The sequence below is a fragment of the Massilia sp. 01N417 genome (assembly GCF_056399645.1).
Window position 1 is genome coordinate 80,215 of record NZ_JBFTRS010000022.1, and the last position, 25,426, is coordinate 105,640.

General features: G+C 67.8%; 22 protein-coding genes. 10 read left to right on the forward strand and 12 right to left on the reverse strand.

What is annotated here, in order from left to right:
* A complete protein-coding gene (gene ftsZ, locus AC1DOQ_RS21305) occupies nucleotides 1-1,101 on the reverse strand; it encodes a cell division protein FtsZ (RefSeq protein ID WP_477368881.1) in 1,101 nt (366 codons plus the stop codon).
* Nucleotides 1,102-1,364: 263 nt separating this feature from the next.
* Between ftsZ and hpnD the strand changes: the two genes are divergently transcribed.
* The 3 genes from hpnD (at nucleotide 1,365) to AC1DOQ_RS21320 (ending at nucleotide 4,953) form a co-directional block, all read left to right on the forward strand.
* On the forward strand, nucleotides 1,365-2,210 hold the full coding sequence (gene hpnD / locus AC1DOQ_RS21310; RefSeq protein ID WP_477368883.1) for a presqualene diphosphate synthase HpnD: 846 nt from the start codon (nucleotides 1,365-1,367) through the stop codon (nucleotides 2,208-2,210).
* An 83-nt stretch (nucleotides 2,211-2,293) separates the two neighbouring features.
* Nucleotides 2,294-4,255 carry a squalene--hopene cyclase gene (gene shc / locus AC1DOQ_RS21315; RefSeq protein ID WP_477368885.1) on the forward strand — a complete coding sequence of 654 codons (1,962 nt, stop codon included), beginning with the start codon at nucleotides 2,294-2,296 and terminating at the stop codon, nucleotides 4,253-4,255.
* On the forward strand, nucleotides 4,252-4,953 hold the full coding sequence (locus AC1DOQ_RS21320) for a phosphorylase family protein (RefSeq protein ID WP_477368887.1): 702 nt from the start codon (nucleotides 4,252-4,254) through the stop codon (nucleotides 4,951-4,953). Before shc ends, AC1DOQ_RS21320 begins: the two co-directional genes overlap by 4 nt.
* A 1-nt stretch (nucleotide 4,954) precedes the next feature.
* Here AC1DOQ_RS21320 and AC1DOQ_RS21325 read toward each other — a convergent pair whose 3' ends face one another.
* Together AC1DOQ_RS21325 and hpnN are read right to left on the reverse strand one after the other, a co-directional pair.
* Complete coding sequence (locus AC1DOQ_RS21325) at nucleotides 4,955-5,749, reverse strand: MlaA family lipoprotein (RefSeq protein ID WP_477368889.1); 795 nt, start codon at nucleotides 5,747-5,749, stop codon at nucleotides 4,955-4,957.
* 21 nt (nucleotides 5,750-5,770) lie between these two features.
* Complete coding sequence (hpnN, locus tag AC1DOQ_RS21330; protein ID WP_477368891.1) at nucleotides 5,771-8,416, reverse strand: hopanoid transporter HpnN; 2,646 nt, start codon at nucleotides 8,414-8,416, stop codon at nucleotides 5,771-5,773.
* Between the two features lie 154 nt (nucleotides 8,417-8,570).
* Between hpnN and AC1DOQ_RS21335 the strand changes: the two genes are divergently transcribed.
* Nucleotides 8,571-9,227 (forward strand): MlaC/ttg2D family ABC transporter substrate-binding protein, encoded by a 657-nt coding sequence (locus tag AC1DOQ_RS21335; protein WP_477368893.1) that lies wholly within the window; start codon nucleotides 8,571-8,573, stop codon nucleotides 9,225-9,227.
* Here the strand turns inward: AC1DOQ_RS21335 and AC1DOQ_RS21340 are convergent.
* Genes AC1DOQ_RS21340 through ispH form a run of 6 tightly spaced genes read right to left on the reverse strand, consistent with a single transcriptional unit; the run spans nucleotide 9,193 to nucleotide 15,826 of the window.
* A complete protein-coding gene (locus AC1DOQ_RS21340) occupies nucleotides 9,193-10,251 on the reverse strand; it encodes a lysylphosphatidylglycerol synthase domain-containing protein (RefSeq protein ID WP_477368895.1) in 1,059 nt (352 codons plus the stop codon). The two genes, AC1DOQ_RS21335 and AC1DOQ_RS21340, sit on opposite strands and share 35 nt — an antisense overlap.
* Nucleotides 10,248-11,087 (reverse strand): hopanoid biosynthesis-associated protein HpnK, encoded by an 840-nt coding sequence (gene hpnK, locus AC1DOQ_RS21345; RefSeq protein WP_477368897.1) that lies wholly within the window; start codon nucleotides 11,085-11,087, stop codon nucleotides 10,248-10,250. Before hpnK ends, AC1DOQ_RS21340 begins: the two co-directional genes overlap by 4 nt.
* Nucleotides 11,084-12,523, reverse strand: coding sequence for a hopanoid biosynthesis associated radical SAM protein HpnJ (gene hpnJ / locus AC1DOQ_RS21350; protein ID WP_477368899.1), 1,440 nt, complete (start codon nucleotides 12,521-12,523; stop codon nucleotides 11,084-11,086). Before hpnJ ends, hpnK begins: the two co-directional genes overlap by 4 nt.
* Nucleotides 12,520-13,698 carry a bacteriohopanetetrol glucosamine biosynthesis glycosyltransferase HpnI gene (gene hpnI / locus AC1DOQ_RS21355; protein ID WP_477368901.1) on the reverse strand — a complete coding sequence of 393 codons (1,179 nt, stop codon included), beginning with the start codon at nucleotides 13,696-13,698 and terminating at the stop codon, nucleotides 12,520-12,522. The genes hpnJ and hpnI overlap by 4 nt, the downstream gene beginning before the upstream one ends.
* A gap of 19 nt (nucleotides 13,699-13,717) precedes the next feature.
* Nucleotides 13,718-14,875, reverse strand: coding sequence for an adenosyl-hopene transferase HpnH (hpnH, locus tag AC1DOQ_RS21360; RefSeq protein ID WP_477368903.1), 1,158 nt, complete (start codon nucleotides 14,873-14,875; stop codon nucleotides 13,718-13,720).
* A gap of 18 nt (nucleotides 14,876-14,893) precedes the next feature.
* On the reverse strand, nucleotides 14,894-15,826 hold the full coding sequence (ispH, locus tag AC1DOQ_RS21365) for a 4-hydroxy-3-methylbut-2-enyl diphosphate reductase (RefSeq protein WP_477368905.1): 933 nt from the start codon (nucleotides 15,824-15,826) through the stop codon (nucleotides 14,894-14,896).
* An 86-nt stretch (nucleotides 15,827-15,912) separates the two neighbouring features.
* On the opposite strand from ispH, the gene hpnA reads away from it, so the two are divergent.
* Nucleotides 15,913-16,914 carry a hopanoid-associated sugar epimerase gene (gene hpnA, locus AC1DOQ_RS21370; RefSeq protein ID WP_477368907.1) on the forward strand — a complete coding sequence of 334 codons (1,002 nt, stop codon included), beginning with the start codon at nucleotides 15,913-15,915 and terminating at the stop codon, nucleotides 16,912-16,914.
* 45 nt (nucleotides 16,915-16,959) lie between these two features.
* Here the strand turns inward: hpnA and AC1DOQ_RS21375 are convergent, their stop codons facing one another.
* Entirely contained in the window at nucleotides 16,960-17,997 is a 1,038-nt protein-coding gene (locus AC1DOQ_RS21375; RefSeq protein WP_477368909.1) for a ferritin-like domain-containing protein, read from the reverse strand.
* 214 nt (nucleotides 17,998-18,211) lie between these two features.
* Between AC1DOQ_RS21375 and AC1DOQ_RS21380 the strand changes: the two genes are divergently transcribed.
* From AC1DOQ_RS21380 to AC1DOQ_RS21390, 3 genes are read left to right on the forward strand one after another with little or no spacing between them, the layout of a single operon-like run.
* Nucleotides 18,212-20,404 (forward strand): OsmC domain/YcaO domain-containing protein, encoded by a 2,193-nt coding sequence (locus tag AC1DOQ_RS21380; RefSeq protein WP_477368911.1) that lies wholly within the window; start codon nucleotides 18,212-18,214, stop codon nucleotides 20,402-20,404.
* Nucleotides 20,401-20,628, forward strand: a complete 228-nt coding sequence (locus AC1DOQ_RS21385; RefSeq protein ID WP_477368913.1) for a hypothetical protein — start codon at nucleotides 20,401-20,403, stop codon at nucleotides 20,626-20,628. The genes AC1DOQ_RS21380 and AC1DOQ_RS21385 overlap by 4 nt, the downstream gene beginning before the upstream one ends.
* Before the next feature lie 18 nt (nucleotides 20,629-20,646).
* Nucleotides 20,647-22,005, forward strand: coding sequence for an MBL fold metallo-hydrolase (locus AC1DOQ_RS21390; protein WP_477368915.1), 1,359 nt, complete (start codon nucleotides 20,647-20,649; stop codon nucleotides 22,003-22,005).
* Between the two features lie 15 nt (nucleotides 22,006-22,020).
* Here AC1DOQ_RS21390 and AC1DOQ_RS21395 read toward each other — a convergent pair whose 3' ends face one another.
* Nucleotides 22,021-22,821 carry an alpha/beta fold hydrolase gene (locus AC1DOQ_RS21395; protein WP_477368917.1) on the reverse strand — a complete coding sequence of 267 codons (801 nt, stop codon included), beginning with the start codon at nucleotides 22,819-22,821 and terminating at the stop codon, nucleotides 22,021-22,023.
* A 77-nt stretch (nucleotides 22,822-22,898) separates the two neighbouring features.
* Here AC1DOQ_RS21395 and AC1DOQ_RS21400 point away from each other — a divergent pair, with 77 nt between their 5' ends.
* Together AC1DOQ_RS21400 and AC1DOQ_RS21405 are read left to right on the forward strand one after the other, a co-directional pair.
* Nucleotides 22,899-24,578 carry an AMP-binding protein gene (locus AC1DOQ_RS21400; protein WP_477368919.1) on the forward strand — a complete coding sequence of 560 codons (1,680 nt, stop codon included), beginning with the start codon at nucleotides 22,899-22,901 and terminating at the stop codon, nucleotides 24,576-24,578.
* Between the two features lie 22 nt (nucleotides 24,579-24,600).
* Nucleotides 24,601-25,170: a hypothetical protein gene (locus AC1DOQ_RS21405; protein ID WP_477368921.1), complete on the forward strand. Its 570-nt coding sequence runs from the start codon at nucleotides 24,601-24,603 to the stop codon at nucleotides 25,168-25,170.
* Between the two features lies 1 nt (nucleotide 25,171).
* On the opposite strand, the gene AC1DOQ_RS21410 is transcribed toward AC1DOQ_RS21405, so the two are convergent.
* A partial coding sequence (locus AC1DOQ_RS21410; RefSeq protein ID WP_477368923.1) for a hypothetical protein occupies nucleotides 25,172-25,426 on the reverse strand: 255 nt, incomplete at its 5' end.

A 25,426-nucleotide genomic window follows, 5' to 3' on the forward strand; every position in this document is an offset into this window, starting at 1 on the left:
TCAGCGGTTCTGGGCGTCCGGGACGGTGCGCGACTCGTGCTGGGACGCGGGCGGCCTCGCCGGCGCCTGGCCGGCACTGTGGCGCAGGATCGACTGCGACTGGGACACCGGGCGCGTGAGCGGCGAGCGCCTTGCGCCGAGTGCGAAGTCGCTGGGCCGTTTCAGGCCGGTGGCCACCACGGTCACGCGCATGGCGTCGCCCAGCGACTCGTCGTAGACCGCGCCGAACTTGATGATGGCGTCGTCGCCGGTCTGCGAGCAGATGGCGTTCATGACCGCCTTGGTTTCGCGCAGCTTCAGCGTTTCCTCCGATGCGGCGATGTTGACCAGCACGCCGCGCGCGGCGCGCAGGTTCGAGCCGTCGAGCAGCGGGCAGGCGATGGCTTCCTCGGCCGCCTTGACGGCGCGGTCCTCGCCGCTGTGCTGGGCGGAACCCATCATGGCCATGCCGGTCTGGCGCATCACCGTGCGCACGTCCTCGAAATCAACGTTGACCATCCCGGGCACCGTGATGATTTCGGCAATCCCGGTCACCGCCTTGCTCAGCACTTCGTCGGCGGCGGCAAACGCCTCCTTTTGCGTGATGTCGCCGCCCAGGACTTCCTCGAGGCGGCTGTTGAGGACGATGACGAGCGAGTCGACGCAGCGCGCCAGGGTCGCGATGCCTTCTTCGGCCACGCGCATGCGCCGCGGACCTTCGAATTCGAAGGGCTTCGACACCACGCCGACGGTCAGGATGCCCAGCTCGCGCGCCACTTCGGCAATCACCGGCGCGGCGCCGGTGCCGGTGCCGCCGCCCATGCCGGCGGTGAGGAACACCATGTCGGCGCCCTTGAGCGCGTCGGCGATGATGGTGCGCTCGCGCGTGGCGCTTTCGCGTCCGACGATCGGATCGCTGCCGGCGCCGAGCCCGCTCTCGCCGAGCTGGATCCGGTGTTCGGTCTTGGTGTTCGACAGTGCTTGCGCGTCCGTATTCGCGCAAATGAATTCGAAAGTCGACACTCCGGAGGAGGCCATATGGCTGACGGCATTGCCGCCGGCACCGCCAACCCCGACAATCTTGATGACCGTTTCCGGTTGGGGAATTTTTGTTTCGGACAAGGAATACTCCGTTTGAAATAGTGCGTTCGACCGGCTGTGATTGCTGCGCGACAAGCGCTGGCGGATGCCGAGTCCATAAGACTACTTGCTGAGCTGCGCACGCGAAAGTTTGAAAACGTTACATTCGAAAACAATTGTAATAACGCGTGCAATGACGGCGAAAGGCTGGCTTGCGTCATGTCGTCCGCCCCGAATGTCCAGGATGTTCTAGAATTCCCCGATCCATCTCGTCTGCGCATGTGGTCTCGTCAGGAGGAGGGCATATGAACCTGCCGCAGGTGATCGTCCAGCCGGCGCCCCGGCCCGGCAGTTCTTTCCACCAGGCCCTCCGCATCCTGCCGGGGCCGCGCCGCGCCGCCATGTTCGATATCTACGCTTTCTGCCGCGCGGTGGACGACATCGCCGACGGCGCGGCGCCGCCCGCCGAAAAGCGTGTTGCGCTGGAATCCTGGCGCGAGGACCTGCACGCCTGCGCCGACGGCAGCGGGCCCGCCCATCTGGCGAATCTGCAGCGAGACATCGTCACTTTCTCACTCGTGCGCGCCGATTTCGACGCCGTCATCGACGGCATGCTGATGGACGCACAGTCCGAGCCGATCTGCGCGCCGCCGGCGGCAACGCTCGACCTGTATTGCGAGCGCGTCGCCAGTGCGGTCGGCCGCTTGTCGGTCAAGGTGTTCGGCATGCCGGACGATGACGGCATCCTGCTCGCGCATCACCTTGGGCGCGCGCTCCAGTTGACCAATATTCTGCGCGACATCGATGAGGATGCGGACATCGGGCGCGCCTATCTGCCGGGTGAATTGCTGGTGGAAGCGGGTATTGCCCCCGGTGACGACGGATGGAAGGCGGCCGCGATCGCAGCCGATCCCGCACTGCCGCGCGCCTGCATCCGGCTGGCCGGCCAGGCGCACGCCCATTTCGACGAGGCCACGGCCGTCATGCGCCGCCAGCACGGGGCCTGCGTGCGGACACCGCGCGTCATGGGGGCGGTCTACCAGGCGCTGCTGGCGCGCATGCTGGAGCGGGGCTGGGCCTCGCCGCGCAGCGCGGTCAGGATCGGCGGACTCGAACGGCTCGGCATCCTGCTGCGGCATGCCGTGCTTTAGACCAAACTCTCTCTGAAGGAATCATCATGCGTTATTCAGCGTTCCGGGCATTGCATGTGGGGACGGCGGGCGCAGGCGGGGTCATGCATGGGCCGCGCGGCAACAGTCTCGAGCAGGGAATCGAAGGCGCGCTGCGGGCGGTCCTGGGCGAGCAGCGTGCGGACGGACACTGGGTCTACGAACTGGAAGCGGATGCCACCATCCCTGCCGAATATGTGCTGATGGTGCACGCGCTGGGCGAGCCGGCCGACCCGGCGCTGGAAGCGCGCATCGGCCGCTACCTTCGCCGCAAGCAGGGCGCCCATGGCGGCTGGCCGCTGTTCCACGACGGCGCCTACGACCCGAGCGCCAGCGTGAAAGCCTATTTCGCCCTGAAGATGATCGGCGATTCGCCGGATGCCCCGCACATGGTCCGCGCGCGCGAGGCGATTCGGGCGCGCGGTGGCGCCGAACGCAGCAACGTATTCACCCGGATCCTGCTGGCCTTGTACGAAGTCGTGTCCTGGGATGCGGTGCCGGTCATGCCGGTCGAAATCGCGCTGCTGCCGCGCTGGTTCCCCTTCCATTTGTCCAAGGTCTCCTACTGGACCCGCACCGTTCTGACGCCGCTGCTGGTGCTCGACGCCCTCAAGCCGCGCGCGCGCAATCCGCGCGGCGTCGGCATCGACGAGCTGTTCCTGGCGCCGCCGCGCGAGCTTGGCCCGGCGGCTTGCGCGCCGCACCAGAATCCCTTCTGGTTCGCATTCTTCAGCAAGGCCGAGGCCTGCGTCCGGATGCTGCAGCCCGGCATGCCGGCGCGCCTGCGGCGCCGCGCGCTGGCACGCGCCAGCGGCTTCGTGCGCGAGCGGCTGAATGGCGAGCATGGGCTCGGCGCCATTTTTCCGGCCATGGTCAACGCCGTACTGATGTTCGATGCGATGGGTGTCCCGCGCGACGACCCGGATGCCGCCAGTGCGCGCCGTGCGGTCGACCGGCTGCTGGTGGACCGTGGCGACGAAACCTACTGCCAGCCCTGCTTTTCCCCGGTGTGGGATACGGCGCTGATGAGCCATGCGCTCCTCGAAACGGGCACGCCGGACGCCCTCGAGGCGGCCCGCCGCGGCCTCGAGTGGCTGCGTCCCCTGCAGATCGTCGACCTGCACGGCGACTGGGCGGAACGCCGCCCGGGCCTGCGCCCCGGTGGCTGGGCCTTCCAGTATGCGAATGCCCACTATCCGGATGTCGACGACACGGCGGCCGTGGCGATGGCCATGCATCGCTACGACGGGCTCCTGCCCGAGCCGGATTTCCAGGATGCGGTCGAGCGCGCCCGCGAATGGGTGCTCGGCATGCAGTGCCGCGGCGGGCGGCATGGGCACGGCTGGGGCGCGTTCGACCCCGAGAACACCCACCTCTACCTGAACAACATTCCCTTCGCCGACCACGGCGCTCTCCTCGATCCGCCCACCGCGGACGTGTCGGCACGCTGTGTCTCGATGCTGGCCCAGCTCGACCCGGCCGCCTGCCGCGACCGCAAGTCGCCGGCCGGACGTGCGCTGGCATGGCTGCTCGACGAGCAGGAAGAATGCGGCGCATGGTATGGACGCTGGGGCATGAACTATATCTACGGCGCCTGGAGCGTGCTGTGCGCGCTCGGCGCCGCCGGCCTGGGCATGCAGGACGAGGCGGCCGCGCGCGCCGTCGCATGGCTGGCATCGATCCAGAACGAGGATGGCGGCTGGGGCGAGGATGGCGACAGCTACCGTCTCGGCTACGACGGCCACCGGCCTTTCCAGTCGACCCCTTCGCAGACTGCCTGGGCGGTGCTCGGGATGATGGCGGTGGGCGCGGTCGACTCGCCGGCCGTCGCACGCGGTATCGCCTGGCTGCTCGAGCGGCAGCGCGAGGATGGGCTGTGGGACGAGGAACACCACACCGCGACCGGCTTCGAGCGCGTGTTCTACCTGCGTTACCACGGCTACGCACGCTACTTTCCCTTGTGGGCGCTGGCGCGCTACCGCAAGCTGCGCTTCAGCGGCGGCGCCAAGCCGGGGTACGGCATGTGAGGGATACCGGCGAACGGGATGCCCGGGTCATCGTCGTCTGCGGCCTGGACTTCGAAGCGGCGATGGTATCCGGAATGGGCGTGACCACCGTGCGCGGCCCTGGACCGCAACGGGTGGCCGATGGGCTCGACGTCCTGCTGGGCGGGCCGGGCGCGCGCTTCCGGGGCTGGGCCGGCATCCTCAGCTTCGGCTGCGCCGGCGCCACCGATCCTTCGCTGCGGCCGGGCGACTGCGTGCTGGCGTCCGGAGTCTGGAGCGCGGCCGGGACCTTCGCCGTGGATCGCGCCTGGTCGCGTGCACTGCGGGCCCGCTTGCCAGAGGCGCGCGAAGGCCTGCTCGCCGGGCTGGATATCCCGCTTGCCACGAGCAGGGACAAGGCCAGGCTGTGGCAGGAGCAGGGCGTGTGCGCGGTCGACATGGAATCGCATGCGGCGGCACTGGCGGCGCGGCGCCATGGCCTGCCGTTCGCCGCCTGCCGGGTGGTGCTTGACCCCGCCCGGCGCAGCCTGCCCGCATGCGCCCTGGCTGCGATGCGGCCGGATGGCGGCACCGATATCCCGGCGCTTCTGCGCGGCCTGGCGAGAGCGCCGCACGAAGCCGCGGCGCTGGCCGCGCTGGCGCTGGATGCCTGGCGCGCGCGGCGCGCGCTGCGGCGCCTGTGCGTACGGCTCGGCGGGGCGCTGGCGCCGCCGCGCTGAATCACTTGCTCCCGTCGGCGGGCTTGCCGCCCACCGTGCCCTCTCCGGTCGCCTTGCCCTTCTGGTCCGCCTCGTAGTCGGGCAGGGCCTGCGGCTGGCCTTCCTCGACCTTCGACTGGCGTTGCGCCAGCCAGGCGTCGCGTACGAACAGGTATTTGTCCAGCGCCGCCTGTTCCAACAGATTGCTTGCGTCCAGGTAGCGGGCACGCTGGCTGACGAAGTTGACGCCCCATAAGGTATTGCGTACCGCGGGGCGTGCATAGTTGACCGGCGTGACGTACTGGTCGGCGCCGAAGCCGGCGGCATCGCGGAAGGTGCTGGGCCCGAATAGCGGCAACACCAGGTAGGGCCCGCTCGGCATGCCATAGTGGGCCAGGGTCAGGCCGAAATCCTGGTCGTGCCTGGGGATCCCGGCCGGGGTGGCGATGTCGAGGAAGCCCAGCAGGCCAAAGGTGCTGTTGACGGCCACCCGCATCAGGTCGGACATGCCGTCCATGATGCGCAGCTGGGCGAAGTTGTTGAACATGACCGGCACATCGCCGAGGTTGGCAAAGAAATTCGCGATGCCGGTACGGATCGGACGCGGCACCACGCGGTTGTAGCCGCGCGCCACGGGTCGGGCGACGGTGCGGTCGACGGCGTCGTTCACGCGCCAGGTGACGCGATTGAGCGGCTCCAGAGGGTCGGCCGGATTGCTGCCCGGGCCGGTGGCGCAGCCACCCAGCGCGGCGAGGCCGGTGAGCGCGGCCAGGCGGATCGCGGGTCGCGATGCGGCGGGTTTGATGTGTGTTCGCATACGGTTCTGGCCTCGGACGTGTCAGGTGGACGAAGGCGCACGTGCGCTACTGGCCTGATGCTGCCGCGCGCGCGGCTGGCCCAGCAGGATGGGTTGGAAGAAGACGGCGCCGATCAGCGTACAGATCAGGGAAAGCACGAGCAGCTCGCCCATGCTGGCGGTGCCCGGATGCCCGGACAGCCACAGGCTGCCGAAGGCGGTCCCGGTGGTGGCGGCGCTGACCACGATGGCCTCGGTCAGCCCGTGCTGGAGCAGGGCGGCTTCACCGCTGCGCCAGGCCATGACATAGTAGATCTTGAATGCCACGCCCACGCCGAGCAGCAGGGGCAGGGCGATGATGTTGGCGAAGTTCAGGGATATGCCCAGCAGGACGCTGGCTTCCAGCGTGACCAGGCCGGACACCAGCAGCGGCACCATGGTCCGCAGCACGTCGCCGAACTGGCGGAAGGCGATCCACAGCAGCAGCGTAATGGTGAGCACGGCCAGCACCGCTGCCTGCACGAAGGCGTCGACGATCAGCGAGGCGGCACCGAGCACCGAGATCGGGCCGCCGCTGGCTTCCGGCGCCACGCGCCGCACGGCCAGCGCGAAGCGGCGCAGGCGCACGCTCTCCTCGGCCGCGCTATCCGGTTTTCCTCCGGTGGCGCGGCGGGGGCTGACGTCGACCAGCGCGCGGCCGTCCGCCGTGATCCAGTTGCGCTTCAGCCCCGCGGGCAGGCTGGCGAGCGTCACCGGGGCGGCCTGCAGCGCCAGCTTCAGGCCGTCCAGCGCGAGCCGGAGCGGGACGGCGACGGCAGCCTCGGCACGATCGCGCGCGGCGGCATCGGCGCGCGCCAGTGCGCCCAGCGCATGGCCCAGGCGTGCGGCTTGCGCGGCGCCGGGGCCGGGATGGTCGAGCGCGGCGTTGCGCAGCGCGATGGCGGCGGCCCGCAATGCCGCGACGCGCGCGCCGTCCGTGGCGGGCGGCAGGGGCTGCTGGGCCAGTACCGGTGTCAGGGCGGCCGCCGCCGCGGCGATGCGCTCGAGCTTGGCGGGCTGCTGCTCCGGCACCAGGCTGGCAAGCGTCAGCGCCTGCGCGACTTCCGGCAGCCGTTCGATGCGTGCGGCGACGGGCCGGGCCTGCTCCAGCGAGGGCGCCAGCACCTGGACATTGTCGAGGCCGATGTCGGTGCTGCGCGACAGCGCCTGCAGCGCGGTCATCGATTCGCTGCGAGGGTCCTTCAGGTGCAGCGGATTGAAGTCGAACTCGAGATGGCCCAGCAGCGGCAAGCCGGCAGCCACCAGGACCAGGGTGCCGGCCAGCAGCGGCTTGCGATGCGCCTGCAGCGCCCGGTCGACCGGCGCCAGCCGGGGAAAGCCCGGCGCCGTCCTGCCGGGCGGCGGATCGAGCAGCCGGATCAGCGCCGGCAGCACCGTCAGGCAGCAGGGCAGCGCCACGAACAGGATGCCGCAGCCGGCGATCTGGCCCAGCTCGGCAACGCCGCGGTAGGCCGTCGGCAGGAAGGCGAGGAAACCGAAGGCGGTGGCGATCGCCGCCAGCAGGAGCGGCAGCGCGATCGCGCGGCCGGCCTCGTGCAGGGCCTGCGCCGCGCTGGTCCGGCGGTGGTGCATCTCGCGGAAGCGCACGCCGAACTGGATGCCGAAGTCGATGCCGATCCCGACGAACAGGATGGCGAACGCGATCGAGATCAGGTTCAGTGCGCCGACCATCATGATGCCCAGCGCCGCCGTCAGGGCCAGGCCGCCGGCCATGGTCAGGCACACGGCCAGGATCAGCCGTCCGGAGCGCAGCGCATACCAGAGCAGGGCCAGCACCAGCAGCATGGCGGCCAGGCTGGTGGCCAATGATCCTTCCTGGAGCGAGGCGAATTCGTCGTCCGACAGTGGAATCGGCCCGGTGAGGGTGAGGTCCGCCTGGTAGCGCTGGGCCAGGCGCAGCTCGCGCGCGCTGGCGCGGACCGCTTCAGCCGCGGCCGAGCCCGGCATCAGGTCCTTGAAGTCCAGCACGGGAATGACTTCGACCAGGCTGACGCCGCTGCCAGCGGCTCCCGTGCCGACCAGGTTCTGCCAGGAGAGCGCCGCCTGGCGTCCGGCCAGCACCCCTTCGATCGCGTCGGCGCTCTTGGCGAGCAGCGGCGCCATGCCGGGCAATCCGATCTGGCCGCCCTGCAGCGGCGCGCCGAGCGAGACCGACAGCAGGTTGGCCAGGCCGCGCAGGGAAGGATCGCGGGCCAGGGCGTTGAGCAGGGGACGGGCGTCGCGCAGGCCATCGGTCAGGCGGGCCAGCTCGGCGTCCGGTATATAGAGCAGGCCGTTGCGGCGGAAGAAGTCCTCGCCTTCGCCCAGGCTGACGGAGCGGAAACGGTCCGGCTGCCGGCGCAGGCCGGCAGCCAGTTCGCGCGCCGCCTGCGCGGCCAGCTCGGGCGCGGGCGCACGCACGACCACCAGCGTCGTATCGCTGCGTCCGGGGAAGGCTGCGGCGACGGCGGCGTCGCGCCTTGCCCAGGGCGCATCCGGGTCCATCAGGCGGCCGACGTCCGTGGTGATGGCGAAATGGCCGGCAACATACAGGCAGGCGCCGGCCACCAGCAGTGCAAACCCCGCCACGACGGCCCAGGCGTAGCGCACCGAGAGGTCGACGATCCTGGCGATCAGTGTGGTCAGCATGTGCTCGTGAAAATGGAGTCTGGCTCATTAAACCCGAGAACGCGGCGCCGCACCGCACGATACAGCGCGCCGCCGGGCCAGCGAAACGGGGCCTGGCCGCGCATTGCGCTACACTGGTCCGGCCCGCGCCGGGCCGCCCTTCGGGAGACGCAGAATGAAGCTGGCCAAGCCCTCCTTGCTATTGCCGATCGCCGTGCTGTGCATGGCGGCCTTGCCGTGCGCCCGTGCCGGGCAGGCCGAGCCGGAACCGCAGGCCTCGGCGCAGGCGAGCCGTTCGCCGGAGCAAGTGGTGAAATCCACGATCGACGGCGTGATGGCGGCGATCCGCAGCGATCCGGGCGCCCGCGCCGGCGATCCGGAGCGGACTTATCAGGTGGTCAGGAAAACTTTCTTGCCGTCCACCGACTTCATGCTGACCACCCAATACGCGGTCGGCCCGGCCTGGGCCTCGGCGACGCCGGCGCAGCGCGAGGCGCTGTTCACCCAGTTCCAGACCCTGCTGGCACGTACCTATGCGCTGCAGCTGACCCAGATCCGCGAGCAGGACACGAGCTTCAAGTATGCCAGGCCGGCGCCGCTGGCGGCCGGCGCCAGCGATGCGGTGGTCAAGACCAGCGTCACCACGGGCGGGGAGCTCATGCCGATCGCGTATCGCCTGCGCAAGACCGGCGCCGGCTGGAAGATCTACGACATCGACATGATGGGCGCCTGGATGATCCAGGTCTACCGCCGCCAGTTCGCGGCCCAGCTGTCGGCGGGCGGCGTCGATGGACTGATCAGCTACCTGGCGGCGCACAACGCGGCCCCTTGATGTTTTCCCGGCGCCAGCGTCCCGTTTCGAACCACTGCCATGACACCAGCGCCGGAATGCCGATGAGGAGTTCGCGCATGCGCTTGACCAGGGCCAGCGACAGGGATACGTCGCCGCCCACGCCGGCGAGGTGGCCGAACAGGACGGTGGCCGCCTCCTGCACGCCGAGTCCGGCCGGCACCATGAAGCCGGCATGGCGCGCCGCCTGGCTCAGGGCCTCGATCGCGAGCGCGGTCGGCAGGTCCACCGGATGGCCGAGCAGGCGCAGCGCATACCAGGTCTCGAAGCTGCCGGCGAAATAAGACAGCAGCTGCCAGCCCAGCGCGCGCAGCAGGAGGACGCGCCGTTCGAACAGCCGGGCCACGGCGGCGTCGAGGGCGGCGCCGTCCAGGCCCAGGCCGGCCACGATGCGGTCGCCGGACAGGCGCAGCGCCAGCGCCTCCAGCCGCCGGAAGGCCTGGCCGCCGCGCAGCAGCCACCAGGCCAGCAGGGGCAGCGGCAGCGACAGCAGCAGGCTGGCGCCGATCACCCAGACCTGGCCCATGCCGGCGGCCACATGGGCCATCAGCACCACGCCCAGCCCACAGAACAGGTAGAGCACGGCAATCGTGATCAGCACCTCGACGATCACGCTGGCGGTGACGCCGGCGGTGTCGGGAATACGCAGGCGCGCCAGGCGCACGCCCGCCAGTTCGCCGCCGACGCCGGCCGCGGGCAGCAGGCGGTTGATGGCTTCGCGTACCGATGCGACCCACAGCAGGTAGGGCAGGGATGGCGGCCTCGCCTCTGGCCCCGCGCCTTGCCCGCTTGCCCGTGCGCTTGCGGGCGCAAACCAGGGCTCGAGCAGGATCCGCCAGGCCCAGGCGTCGAGCGCCAGCGTGCCGAGGCGAACCGGCACCAGCAGCAGCAGGGGCCAGCCGGCATGGGCGAAGGCGCGCAGCACGTCGCGCCAGCCCTGCCACGCGACCAGCGCGCACAGCAGCGCCAGCCCGGCGATCCCCCCGCCGATGACCAGCCGCCTCATGCGGAAACGAGGTCGGCAAAGCCGCCGAAGCGAAACCCGCGCGCGCGCAGGCCATCGCGCGCCTGGCGGACCCGTGGCGAAACCAGGGCGCTGTATTCCTCCGCGTGGCGGTAGTCCGTCATCGAGGCGGCGATCGCGGCGCCCGATTCCAGGGCGGGATGCAGATACAGTTCGCCGACGCCGGAAGCCGGTAGTTCCCGCAGCGCAGCCAGCAGCGCTGCTTCATCGAAGCGTCCCGACCGGCGCAGGCCGACGATATAGTCGTTGTGGTGGATGCCGGCCGCCCGCAGCCGGGCACGCAACAGGAACAGCCAGGGCCGCAGCCAGAACGGCAGGCCGTGTTCCAGCGGCAGGCGCACCGCGCGCAGCCCGAAGTCGCGGCCGATCTCCAGGATCAGCGAGAGCACGGTCGGATGCAGGTGGAAGTGCTTGTGTGCGTTGAGGTGGTCGAGCGCCAGTCCGGTGGCGGCGAATTCTTCGAACTGGGCACGGATCTCGAGCGCCAGCTGGGTCCGGACACGGGGCAGGAAGAAGAAGCGGAAGCCGTCACGCACCATGCGCGAGCCGAAGCGGCCGGAGGCGTCGACGAGGTCGGGGATCAGGCAGCGCGGCAGGCAGGGTTCGCCATCGGCCAGCACCAGGTGCAGGCCGACCCGCAGCGCGGGACAGGCGCGCGCCCGCGCCAGCGCATCGCCCGCGGCAGGCGCGCCGACCATCAGGCTCGCGGCGGACAGGATGCCGCCGCGATGCGCGCGCTCGACCGCCTGGTTGACGCTGGCGTGCAGGCCGAAATCGTCGGCGGTGACGATCAGGCCGGGCCCGGCCGCCGCATTCATGCCTGGTGGGCGCGGAGGAAGCGGAAGAATTCCACGCCCTCGCGCAGGCGCCGCTTCGTCATCTCCCAGCTCTGCACCATTTCGCGCACGATCTCCCAGATCTTCGAGGGACGGAAGTAGAAGCTGCGGTAGAAGCGTTCCACCCCGTGGTACATCTCCTCGCTCGACAGGTGCGGATAGCTGAGGGCGGCCAGTTGCACCCCGCTCTCGTTCACCAGGTTGATGGTCCGGTTGGGCGGGATCCACTCGTTCTCGACCGCCTGCTCGTAGAGCCGGGTGCCGGGATACGGCGCCGCCAGCGACACCTGGATCGTGTGCGGGTTGATTTCCTTGGCGAAGGCGATCGACTTGTCGATGGTCTCGCGGGTTTCGCCGGGCAGGCCGAGGATGAAGGTGCCGTGCACCGTGATGCCGAGGGCGCGGCAGTCGGCGGCGAAGCGCCGCGCGATGTCGGTGCGCAAGCCCTTCTTGATGTTCAGGAGGATCTGGTCGTCGCCGGATTCGTAGCCCACCAGCAGCAGGCGCAGGCCGTTCTCCTTCATGATCTTCAAGGTCGAGTAGGGCACGTTGGCCTTGGCATTGCACGACCAGGTGACGCCCAGCTTGCCGAGGCCGCGCGCGATTTCCTCGGCGCGCGGGCGGAAGTCGGTGAAGGTATCGTCGTCGAACATGATCTCCTTCACTTCCGGCATGTTCTCCTTGATCCAGCGGACCTCCTCCAGCACGCTTTCCGGCGAGCGGATCCGGTAGCGATGCCCGCCGACGGTCTGCGGCCACAGGCAGAAGGTGCAGCGCGAGCGGCAGCCGCGTCCGGTGTACAGGGAAACATAGGGATAGTTCAGGTAGCCGATGAAGTAATTGCGGATATTCAGGTCGCGCTTGTAGACCGGCGCGACGAAGGGCAGTTCGTCCATGTTCTCGATCATCGCGCGCGGCGGATTGTGGTGGATGGTCCCGTCCCGGCCGCGCCAGCTGATGCCGTCGACTTCGTCGAAGGGCAGGCCGGCGGCCAGGTCGCGGCAGGTGTAGTCGAATTCCTCGCGCGCCACGAAGTCGATCGCGGCACTCGCCGCCAGCGATGGCCCGGGGTCGACCGCGACCTTGGCGCCCACCATGCCGACCAGGATGGCCGGCCTGCTTTCCTTGAGCAGTTCGGCGAAGCGCGCATCGCTGGGGAAGGAGGGCGTGCTGGTATGGATGATCACCAGCTCGTAGTCGCGCGCGATGGCCAGGGTCTGTTCGACCGTCAATCCATCCGCCGGCGCGTCGAGCAGGCGGCTGCCGGGTACCAGGGCGGCCGGCTGGGCCAGCCAGGTCGGGTACCAGAAGGAGCGGATCTCCCGCCTGGCCTGGTAGCGCGAACCGGCGCCGCCGTCGAAGCCGTCGAAGGACGGCACTTGCAGGAAGAGCGTTTTGAGCTGCGGCTTGGTGGTCATCGGGGGCTCCGTCCGGGTTCGGGTTTGTCGAGGGAGGCTGGGCGTGCGCCGCCGCGGTCGGGGCGGTCGGGGCGGTCGCGGCGGTCGACACTCAGGAGGTGATCGCGCCAGCGTGCGGTGGCGCCGGCAAATGCGCTCAGCCATTCCAGCAGCAGCAGGCAGTCGCGCAGCGGCGCCATGAGAAAGTTGGCCGGTCCCGGCGAGGTACGCGCCTGCAGGGCCATGCGGGCGCACAGGCCGACCGAGGCCAGGGCCCAGCTCCAGGCGCCGGGTGCGAGCCAGAGGCCGAGCGCGAGCATCGGCAGCGTGAAGGTCACAAAACAGAATGCGTAGCCGGCCGGGTTGAGGGAACGGATGGTCTGCATCCAGCGCCGCTCGCGCCGCCAGAGCGCGGCCAGGCGCGTTTCGGTGACGTCGGTGGACACGCGCACGTCCGACAGGACCGTCGCGAGTCCGCGCCGGCGGGCCAGTTCCCCGAGCCAGAAGTCGTCCGCCAGCCTGTCCTTCAAGGCCTCGAAGCCGCCGATCGCGCGCAGCACCTCCGCGCGCAGGGCAATGGTGGCGCCGAAGCCGAAATCGCTGCTGCCGCCGCGGCTCGCCACCGCGACCGAGGGGGCGAACCAGGTGTCGATGAACAGCGCGCCCAGGCGGCTCCAGAAGCCGGCCGTCGCCCGTCCGCGGTAGAGGCAGGTGACGATGCCGACCCGGGGATCGGACAGCGGCGCGGTGACGCGTTCGAGGTAGTCGGGCTCGACGGCGATGTCGCTGTCCGCCAGCACCAGCCGGGGATGGCGGGCTTGCGGCGCCAAGTTGATCAGGTTGCTCACCTTGAGGTTGCTGCCGTACACCCGCGAGTCGACCACCAATGCGATGTCGAGCGCCGGATGGCGCCGCCGGATGCGCTCGACCACGGCAATGGCGGGGTCGTCGGGCGAGCGCACGCCGAACACGAGCTGGAAGCTGGGGTGGTGTTGCACGCACAGGGTTTCCAGGTTCTGTTCGAGCCGGGGCTCGGCGCCGCACAGCGGCTTCAGCACGCTCACCGGAAGGCGCGCGCCGTCGGCGCCGGGCTGCGCACGGCGCCAGGTACGGGGGCGGCACAGCAGGGCCGCAAGCGCATACAGCGTGGCCAGCACGATCAGCAGCAGACCGGGGACGGTGCTCAGCGTTAGCATCGGATGGCGCTCCCGCCTGTCAGGCCGGCCCGGCCCCGCCGCTACCAGGCGCCTGCGCGGCCTTGCGCCCGCGGATCTCCTCGAGCTTGATGGCGACGTGGCGCGCATGGACGTACCTGGCGGGCCGCTGGCCTTCGAGCGCGATGTCCGGCGCCATCGGGCCGCTCGTGGCCACACCCTTCAGGGCGACCCGGGCCGCGCTCAGCGGGTGGGCGAAGGTGTCGGTCACGGCGCTCGCCTCGTAGCCGCTGTGCACCATGCAGTTGGCGCATTTCTCGTAGCGCCCGGTGCCGTAGGCATCCCAGTCGGTCTCCTCCATCAGGGCCTTGAAGGTCGGGGCATAGCCTTCCCCGAGCAGGTAGCAGGGGCGCTGCCAGCCGAACACGGTACGCGCCGGATTGCCCCAGGGCGTGCAGTGATAGGTCTGGTTCCCGGCCAGGAAGTCGAGGAAGAGGCTGGACTGGCTGAAGGGCCAGCGCCGGCCGCCTTCGCCGCGCGCCAGGATGTCGCGGAATAGTTGCCGGGTCGCGTTACGGGTCAGGAAGTGCTGCTGCTCGGGGGCGCGCTCGTAGGCATAGCCGGGCGAGACGGTGATGCCGTCCACGCCGAGTTCCCCGACCGTATCGAAGAAGGCCGCGACCCGTTCGGGCTGGGCATCGTTGAACAGCGTGCAGTTGATGTTGACGCGGAAGCCCGCTTCCTTGGCGCGCCGGATCGCCGCGACCGCGCGCCTGTACACGCCGCGCTGGCTCACCGCGTGGTCGTGCGCCGCTTCGTCGCCGTCGAGGTGCACCGACCAGACGAAGAAGGGACTCGGACGGTACTGGTCCAGCTTCTTTTCCATCAGCAGCGCGTTGGTGCAGAGGTAGACGAACTTGCGGCGCGCGACGATGCCGGCGGCGATGGCCGGCATGTCCTTGTGCAGCAGGGGTTCGCCGCCGGCGATCGACACCACCGGGGCGCCGCACTCGTCGACGGCGCCGAGGCACTCCTCGAGCGACAGCCGCTGGTCGAGGATCTCGTCCGGATAATCGATCTTGCCGCAGCCCGAGCAGGCCAGGTTGCAGCGGAACAGGGGCTCGAGCATCAGCGCGAGCGGATAGCGCTTCTGGCCGGCGAGGTGCTTGCGCAGCACGTAGGCGCCGACCAGGGTTTTCTGCAGCAGGGGGATTGCCATGCGACCTCCGGCAGGCGTTCAGGCGGGGCAGTCCGCCAGTTCGGCGGGCAGGCGGAACTCCACGCGTTCCACCGGTCCGTCCATGGTCGTGAGTTCCACCGGACCCAGGCGGCGCAGGATGTCGATGACATCCTCGACCATCGCTTCGGGCGCCGAGGCGCCGGCCGTGATGCCCACCGAGGCGGCGTTCGCCACCCAGGCGGGGTCGAGCTCGCTGCCGTCGGCCAGCAGGTAGCTCGGGATCCCGCATTCGGTGCCGAGTTCGCGCAGCCGGTTGGAGTTCGAACTGTTGGCGGCGCCGACGACCAGCAGGACATCCACCTGGCTCGCCAGCTCGCGCACGGCGCGCTGGCGGTTCTGGGTCGCGTAGCAGATGTCCCGGACTTCCGGCCCGACGATGTCGCTGAAGCGCCGCTGCAGTACCGCGATGACGCCGCGGGTATCGTCGACGCTGAGCGTGGTCTGGGTGATGTAGGCCAGCGGCGTGTCGGCCGGCAGCTCGAGCGCCTCCGCTTCCCGCTCGTTCTGGACCAGCAGCACCGGGCCGTCGATCTGGCCCATCGTGCCCTCGACCTCCGCATGGCCGGCGTGGCCGATCAGGATCACCGTGCGGCCGCCGGCCACGTACTGGCGGCCCTGGACATGGACCTTGGTCACCAGTGGACAGGTGGCGTCCAGCACGTGCAGGCCGCGCGCCTGTCCGTCCGCCTCGACCTCGCGCGCCACGCCGTGGGCGCTGAAGATCGTCACGGCCCCTGGCGGCACCCGTTGCAGTTCGTCGACGAACACGGCGCCCTTGTCCCGCAAGCCGTCGACCACGGTCTTGTTGTGGACGATCTCGTGGCGCACGTAGACGGGCGCGCCGTGCCGGTCGAGCGCGCGCTGGACGATCTCGATGGCGCGGACGACGCCGGCGCAGAATCCGCGCGGTTGGGCAAGAATCACTCGCATGGGAGTTCTCCATGAAGGCGGTCAGGCGATGTTTTGATTACAATCGGCTCACGGACGCCGGCTGCGGGCGCCGCTGGGAGGTGCCGATGGCTGGACAGGAAAGGATCTTGATCACCGGCGCGGCCGGCTTCATCGGTTCCGCCGTGGCGCGCGCGGCCCTCGCGCAAGGCCATCCGGTACGCCTGCTGGTGCGCGAAGGCAGTCCGCGCGCCAACCTCGACGGGCTCGAGGCGGAACTCGCCGTCGGCGATGTGCGCGACCAGGCCGCCGTCGAACGCGCACTGGACGGGGTGTCCTGCCTGCTGCACCTGGCGGCCGACTATCGCCTGTGGGCGCGCGATCCCGAAGAGATCGTGCGCAACAACGTCCAGGGAACGGCCGCCGTCATGCGGGCGGCGCTGGACGCCGGCGTCGACCGCGTCGTCTACACGAGCAGCGTCGCCACCCTGCGCGTCGGGCCCGACACCGTGGCGGCCTGCGAGGACGAGCCGGCGGCGGCCGGGCAGGCGATCGGCGCCTACAAGCGCAGCAAGATCCTGGCCGAGCGCCTGGTCGAACGGATGGTGGCCGAGGACGGCCTGCCGGCGGTGATCGTCAATCCGTCCACGCCGATCGGCGCGCGCGACCTGCGGCCCACGCCGACCGGACGCATCATCGTCGAAGCGGCGTGCGGACGCATGCCGGCCTTTGTCGAGACCGGCCTGAACGTCGTCGACGTGGACGACGTGGCGCAGGGCCACCTGCTGGCGCTGGCGCGCGGCCGCATCGGCCAGCGCTACATCCTGGGTGGCAGCAACCTCATGCTGCGCGAGCTGCTCGGCGAGATCGCCGTTCTTGCGGGACGTCGTCCGCCCCGGGTCAGGCTGCCGGTGGCGCCGCTGATGCCGCTGGCCCATGTGGCCGAAGGCATCGCCCGCCTGAACGGGCGCGAGCCCTTCCTCACCGTGGACGGCCTGCGCATGTCGCGCAACCGGATGTTCTTCACCTCGGCCAAGGCCGAGCGCGAGCTCGGCTACCGGCCGCACGCCCACGCGGCGGCGCTGCGTGCGGCGCTCGCCTGGTTCGAAGGCGCCGGCTACCTGGGGTAAGAGGCAGGCCGGCAAGCGGGCAATCGAGGCTGGCATCGCTGGGCCTCAGTCCGGGCGTTCGGCGCGCGGCGCGGCGGCGCGGGCGCCGGTCCTGGCGCGGGGGAGCAGCCGCAGGGCCAGGCGCGCCAGGCGCGGCACAGTCACGGGGCGCTGCAGGCGCTGGTCGTAGCCGGCGAAGCGGCGTTCGTTCTCTTGCAGGCAAAGGGCCAGCAACTCGCGCAAGGTCGGCGCTTCGGCCGTTACGGATTGCGCGCCGTTCAGCGTGAAATTGTTATCCGGCGCGGCCGCGTCCCCGTTACCGTCGGCGTCGATGGCGCGCGCCAGGCCGATGCGCTCCCAGACCAGGAAAGCCCAGACCCGGGCCACCCTGGCTTCGAAACGCAGGCGCTGCCGGAAGCCGAGCTGGGCCCGGTGCCAGGCCAGCCAGTTGGCGAACAGCAGAATGTGGCGGCACTCTTCCTGCATGACGGGCTCGAAGGTGTCCACCAGTTCGCCCGGGAACAGGCCGGAGCGGCGCGTCACCTCGAACAGGCCGAAGGCGAAGAAACTGTCGATGCATTCGCTGTAGCCGGTGACCAGGTAGGCCCACTCGGTGTCGCCGGGCCAGGCGTACGGCGCCTCGGGCGCCAGGCGGATGCCGTAGGCCTCGACCATGCGCGACAGGACTTCCTTGTGCCGGTTTTCCTCCCAGGCATTGAGGGCGAGCGCACAGCGGATGTCCGGGTTCGCTACGGTGCCGGCGTAGGCCGCCATACGCAGGCGCGCCTTGCCTTCGGTCTGGACCGCGATGTCCCAGATCGGCAGCGCGACGATGCGCGCCAGTGCGGCCGGTTCGAGCGCCGGCCAGTCGAGCACCGCGGGCCGGTAGGGATTGAAGGTATCGCGGAACATGCGGCAGGTCTCGGTCCGGTGCAGCTCGCTTCCCGGCACCAGTGGACCCGCAGCCGGGCTGACCCAGCGCCGCATGCCTGCATCGGCTGCGTCGAGCGCCGCACGGTCGGCGCGCGACCTGGCCTGCGGCGGCGGACGGAAGCCGGGCACGAGTTGCTCGATATCGAAATCATCGTACAAATACTTGCCCATGCGATTCCCCCGCAGGCCGCCTATCCGTGCAAGCGATCATACACGGGTGTCTTCGGCGGCGGCACACGCAAACCCGGTGTCGTCCAGAACGGACATCGTGCTTTGCAGCAGCATCGTCCTGGAGCCTGTTCCGAAATATAATAGGCGACCGCATGGGGCCCTGTTCGTCAGGGCTCTGTTTTTTGCACTTTGAGCACAGATTTGGACCCCTTCCATGGAAATTAAAGTCAACTTTCTCGACAAGCTGCGTCTCGAGGCCAAGTTCGATGACTTCACGGTGATCGCCGACCAGCCGATCCGCTACAAAGGCGACGGCTCGGCGCCCGGCCCCTTCGACTACTTCCTGGCTTCGTCGGCCCTGTGCGCGGCATACTTCGTGAAGTTGTACTGCAATACTCGCAACATCCCGACCGACAACATCCGTCTTTCGCAGAACAATATCGTCGATCCCGAAAACCGCTACCAGCAGATCTTCAAGATCCAGGTCGAGCTGCCGCCGGATATCTCCGACAAGGACCGCCAGGGCATCCTGCGTTCGATCGACCGCTGCACCGTGAAGAAAGTGGTGCAGACCGGCCCCGAATTCGTGATCGAGGAAGTCGAGAACCTGGACGCCGATGCCCAGGCCCTGCTGAGCGTGCAGTCGTCCGGCGAATCGAGCACCTATATTCCCGGCAAGGATCTGCCGCTGGAGCAGACCATCGCGAATATGTCCGGCCTGCTGGCCGGCCTGGGCATCAAGATCGAAATCGCTTCGTGGCGCAATATCGTGCCGAATGTCTGGTCGCTGCATATCCGCGATGCGCATTCGCCGATGTGTTTCACCAATGGCAAGGGCGCGACCAAGGAAAGCGCACTGGCTTCGGCCCTGGGCGAGTACATCGAACGCCTGAGCAACAACCACTTCTATGCCGGCGCCTACTGGGGCGAGGAGATCGCCAACGCCTCCTTCGTGCATTATCCGGACGAGCGCTGGTTCCAGCCCGGTGCCGACGATGCGCTGCCGCCGGAGATCCTGGACGAGTATTGCCTGGGTGTCTACGATCCGGACGGCGAACTGCGCGGCTCGCACCTGTACGACACCAACTCGGGCAAGGTCGAGCGCGGCATCGTCTCCCTGCCGTATGTGCGGCAGTCGGATGGCGAGACCGTGTATTTCCCGTCCAACCTGATCGAGAACCTCTACGCCAGCAATGGCATGAGCGCCGGTAATACGCTGGCCGAAGCCCAGGTGCAGTGCCTGTCCGAGATTTTCGAACGGGCGGTCAAGCGCGAAATCATCGAAGGCGAAATCGCCTTGCCCGATGTGCCCTCGGCAGTCCTGGCAAAATACCCCGGCATCGTGGCCGGCATCCAGGGCCTGGAAGAGCAGGGCTTCCCGGTGCTGGTCAAGGACGCCTCGCTGGGCGGACAGTATCCGGTCATGTGCGTCACCTTGATGAATCCGCGTACGGGCGGCGTGTTTGCTTCCTTCGGCGCGCACCCGAGCTTCGAGGTGGCGCTCGAGCGCAGCCTGACGGAATTGATGCAGGGCCGCAGTTTCGAAGGTTTGAACGACCTGCCGCCGCCGACCTTCGCCAGCGAAGCCGTGACCGAGCCCTACAATTTCGTCGAACACTTCATCGATTCGAGCGGTGTGGTGTCGTGGCGCTTCTTCAGCGCCAGGTCGGAGTACGATTTCGTCGAGTGGGATTTCTCGGGCGAAGGCAGCAATTCGAATGCCGACGAAGCCGCAACCCTGCTCGGCATTCTCGAAGACATGGGCAAGGAGGTCTATATGGCCGTGTATGACGAGCTGGGCGCCACCGCCTGCCGCATCCTGGTGCCCGGTTACTCCGAAATCTATCCGGTCGAGGATCTGGTCTGGGATAACACCAACAAATCGCTGCTGTTCCGCGAAGACATCCTGAACCTGCACCGCCTCGGCGACGATGCCTTGGCCGCACTGCTGGAGCGTCTCGAGAACAACGAGCTGGACGAATATTCCGACATCGCCACCCTGATCGGCATCGAATTCGACGAAAACACGGACTGGGGACAGCTGACCGTGCTGGAACTGAGGCTGCTGATCAATCTCGCCTTGCGGCAGTTCGAAGAAGCCCAGGAACTGGTGGGCGCCTTCCTGCAGTACAACGACAATACCGTCGAACGCCGCCTGTTCTACCAGGCCTTGAGCGCGGTGCTGGAAGTGGTGCTCGACGACGAGCTGGAACTGGACGATTATGTGGTCAATTTCCGCCGCATGTACGGCAATCCGCGCATGGACGCGGTGCTGGGGTCGGTGGACGGCAGCGTCCGGTTCTTCGGCCTGACCCCGACCAGCATGAAACTCGAAGGTCTCGACAGGCATCATCGCCTGATGGACAGCTACAAGAAACTGCACAAGGCAAGGGCCAACAGCAAATGACCATCTTCGCTACTCCCGTTTTCGACGCCACCGTGATCTACGACGGCAAGGAACTCTTCAAAGGCCGCGGCGCCGCCAGCATGTGGGCCGAAAAGCTGGCCCGGGAAATCGAAAGCCCCGTCACCGTGGAAAAGATCGGTACCGGCTGGGCCCTGTGCGGCAGCGTCGACGGTGTCGAGTGCAAATGGGGCATTCTCGGCCAGCGCCTCAAGCGCCTGGACTGAGGCCGGCGTCAGGCAAGCATGTCGACTTCATCGCTGACGATCTCGCGCATCCTGCACGCCGGCTACGTGGTCGAATGCGATGGCACCCGCATCGCATTCGATACGATCTTCGAGAATCCGTTCAGCCGCAACTGCCACGCCTTTCCCGACGTCCGTTTCGACCAGCAGCAGATCCGGCGCCAGCATTTCGACGCCGTGTTCATCTCGCACTTTCACGATGACCACTGCTCGCTGGAGAGCCTCGACCTACTGGACCGCGCTACGCCGCTGTACATCTACTGCATCTTCGAGGAATTGTTCGACATGGTGCGCCAGCTCGGCTTCCGGCGGGTGCATCCCCTGCGCCTGAACGAGCCGGTCGAGGTGGGCGCCATCCAGGTGGTGCCGCGCGAAGCGATGGATGCCGATGTCGACTCGATGTTCCAGGTGAAGGCGGGCGGGCTGAACCTCCTCAACGTCGTCGATTCCTGGATCGACGAGGACACGCTCGCCAAACTGGCCGGGGAGGGGCCCTGGGACATGGTGTTGTGGCCGTTCCAGACCATGCGCGAACTCGAAGTGCTGGCGCCTTCGCGCGCCGTTGCGGCGCCGCCGGCCCTGCCGGAGGAGTGGCTGCCGCAACTCGCAGCCCTGAATCCGCGCTATGTCGTGCCGAGCTCCTGCCAGTTTTTGCAGGAACCGTGGTCGTGGTACAACCGTGCCTTCTTTCCGATTTCGTATGCGCAGTTTGGCCGGGAGGTGGCGGCGGCGCTGCCGATGACCCAGGTGGTGAGGCTCGATCCCGGGATGTCGGTGCGGCTCGACGCCACCTCGCTGCAGCCGGCGCCGCCCCTGGACTGGGTGATTCCGGTCGGTCGCCAGGATGTCGATTACGTCTACGAGGGCAATGCGAAGCCGCCGTCGACGGCCGATATCGCGCGCCATTTTGCGCCCCTGACGGCGGCCCAGCATGCGCGCGTGATGGACTACTGCCGCACGAAGCTGCCCGAGAAATACGCCGAAGTCGAGGCCGCATCCAGCTATTTCGACCATCCCCGCGTCTGGCAGCTGTCGGTCTACGACCACAGGGGCCAGGCGACGCGCTTCCGCTACCGGCTCGAGGCCGACGGCGGCGCCCGCCTGGACGAGGACGCCGCACCGCTGGCCTGGACCACCGACATTCCCGCCGCCAAGCTGTATGCGGCGCTCGAACTCGGCGAATCGCTGACCTCGATGTACATGCGCATCAACGACACCGTGTTCGACGCCGACACCGAGCGCGAACTGGCGGATGCCGATGTGGTCGACGATCCGCTGATCCGCTGCCTTTTCAGCGACACTTTCGGCGCCTACCAGGCGGCCCAGCTGCGCAGGCTGCTGGACGGCTCCTCGTCCTGAGCGGACGCGCCGGCCTCAATCCGCCTCGGCGATGAAGCCGGCGACCAGCGCGGCGAGTTCATCGGGCCGTTCCCGGTGCGGCACATGCCCGGTATCCTGCATCATCACGATGCGCGACGGTCCGCCGCAACGCTCCGCGATCATCGCGGGATGACGCGCCGAGCCGTATTCGTCGCGTACGCCATGGACGGCCAGCACCGGGCTGGTCACCAGCGGCAGGACCTCGTCGAGCGACCAGCTTCCGAATGCGGGATCGAGCCAGGTTTCGGTCCAGGCGTCCAGCACCCATCCGGCCTTTTCTCCGTGATACCTGGTCAGGCGTTCGAACTGGTCGGGGTTCTTAAATTCTTCCTTCGCGATCCGGATGCCTTGCCGGGTTTCGTCGGCGGCATAAGCCTGGGCCGCCACGGTGACCAGCGCACTGCAGTCGTCGGCGTAGCGGGCGGCGCAATGCACCGCCATGCCGCCGCCCACGCTGTGGCCCAAGGCGAGGAAGCGCTGCAGGCCGAGCCGTTCGCGAATCAGCGGGAAGAAGCGTTCGGCCTCGTCGGCCACGAAATCCAGTTGTAATCGGTCCTGCCTGGGGTCGGAACGGCCGAATCCCTGCCTGTCATAGGCAATCACGGCGCGGCCGGTGGCGGCGGCCAGCCTTGCGGGAAAATCCCGCCACAGTTCCACGCAACCCAGCGAATCATGGAAAAGTACGATGGGCGCCTTGTCGGCGGCGCCATTCCAGACGCGGGTGAAGAGGCGGCCTTGCGGGTGGGCGATCCAGACGTCCCGGTGCGGGAGAGGGGAGATTGCGGGCTTGTTCATCGCAAAACGATAGCATAAGGGACTGGAGGCGCCATCTCGCAATAGAATATAGCCGGGTTGACTACGAGGAGACTACCATGCAGCAAAGCTTGAGCTACGTGCACGGCGCACATGAGGTCCCGCTGATCGGCGAATCGATCGGGGTTCATCTCGCATCGATCGCCGCGCGTTTCGGCGATAACGATGCGCTGATCGTGCGCCACCAGAATATCCGCTGGACCTACCGCGAATTCGACGAGCGGGTGACACGCCTGGCCGCCGGTCTCCTCGGGCTCGGGCTGGAGCCCGGCGCCCGGGTCGGTATCTGGGCCCAGAACTGCGCCGAATGGGTACTGGTGCAGTTCGCGACCGCGCGCGCCGGCCTGATCATGGTGAACATCAATCCGGCCTATCGCCGCTCCGAGCTCGAATACGTGCTCAACAAGGTAAGGTGCAGCGCCCTGATCCTGGCTCCCGCTTTCAAATCGAGCGATTACATCGGCATGGTGCAGGAGATTGCGCCGGAAATCCATCAATGCAAACCGGGTGCGCTGCAGTCGCTCCGGCTGCCGCACCTGCGTCATGTGGTGCGCCTCGGTGCCGAACGGACGCCCGGCATGGCCAATTTCGATGAACTGCTGGCGCCGCCCGGCGCCGAGGCGCTGGCCTTGTTGTCGAAGGTGCAGAGCGAGGTGCAGTTCGATGACCCGGTCAATATCCAGTTCACCTCCGGCACGACGGGCGCACCGAAAGGCGCAACGCTGAGCCACCATAACATCCTGAACAATGGTTTCTTCATCGGCGAGGCGATGAAGTTGAGTATGCGCGACCGCCTGTGTATCCCCGTGCCCTTGTACCACTGCTTCGGCATGGTGCTCGGTAATCTGGCCTGCGTCACACATGGCGCGACCATGGTATTCCCCGGCGACAGCTTCGATCCGAAAGCGGTATTGGAAACGGTGCAGGCGGAACGCTGCACGGGCCTGCATGGCGTCCCGACGATGTTCATCGCCATCCTCGATCATCCGGATTTTGCGCAATACGATCTGTCGACGCTAAGGACCGGCATCATGGCCGGCTCTCCGTGTCCGGCCGAGGTGATGAGCCGGGTCATCAATCATATGCACATGGGCGAAATCACGATTGCCTACGGGATGACGGAAACCTCGCCCGTGTCCTTCCAGAGTTCGGTCGACGATCCGGTTGCGCTGCGGGTCACGACCATCGGCCGCGTCCATCCTCATCTCGAAGTCAAGATCGTCGATGCCAATGGCCGGATCGTTCCGCGTGGCGTCAAGGGCGAATTGCTGACCCGCGGCTATTCGGTCATGCTGGGTTACTGGGACGACGAGGAAAAGACGCGCGACACCATCGATGCGGCGCGCTGGCTGCATACGGGCGACCTGGCCGTCATCGACGAAAACGGTTTCGCGGCCATCGTGGGCCGCTCCAAGGACATGGTGATCCGTGGCGGCGAAAACATCTATCCCCGTGAGATCGAGGAATTCCTGTATCGCCATCCGAAGATCATGGATGTGCAGTGCGTGGGCGTGCCGGACCAGAAATTCGGCGAGGAGCTGTGCGCCTGTATTATCCTGCGCCCCGGGCAGGAAGCCAGCGCCGAAGAGATCCAGGATTTCTGCCGCGGCCAGATCGCCCATTACAAGATACCCCGCTATATCCGCTTCGTGTCTGCGTTCCCGATGACGGTGACGGGCAAGATCCAGAAGTATGTCTTGCGGGACCAGATCGCCACCGAGCTTGGCCTCGGCGGTTGAGCAAGCCAGCCATGGAATGCACATGTCGGACAATAAGAACACCCTCTTTCAGTTGACCCTGACCGATATCGAAGTCGGTTCCCTGCTGGTGAAAGTGCTGGCGCAGCATGCGAAATCCGGACGAGGCGAGCCGATTGCCCATGACGATTTGCTGACGCTCGGGCGCAATATGTATCCGAAGGATGCGATGTTTGGCCGTGAGGTGCCGGTGGGGATCGGCATGAAGCTCGCCTTCGTCGAGTCCTTCTGCAAGGCGAACGGCTACCCGAACCTCGCTTGCCTGGCGGCGGGCAGGACGGCTACCGGCCCTGAAGGGGAGGCCGAGCGGAAGGCCGTAGCGGCATTCGACTGGACCGGCGTCGATGCGGCGCTGGCGGCATACGCAGAGGCAGCACGGGCCGCGGTGCCGAAGCGATTCAAGCCGCGCAAGGAACGTCCCGCGGACGTCGCCTGGTATGCCTATTACTGCTCGCATCGCGAGGCATGCGTCAAGGTGTCGGCCGAAGACAAGAAAGAGATCATCAATCTGCTGATGGCGGGACTGGATCCGGACACGGCGCTGCGCCGCGTCCTGGCCGTGAGAGCTGGGTAGTTTATGCCCCTTGCATACGCCGGGGCGGTTTGCTATAGTGCGCCTCCTGCTTCTGCAGCGCACCGTCGAGATTCAACAACGAGTGCACACTGCGAAAAAGGATGAGTTGACGAGGTAAGCGAAACACTGCATAATCTCGCTTCTCTGCTGCTGACGAACAAAACGATTCGCCGGATGCAGCAAGGCAGTACCGAATACGATCTTTAACAATCAACAGTCGATAAGTGTGGGCGTTTGATGAAGTGCCAGTACCCTT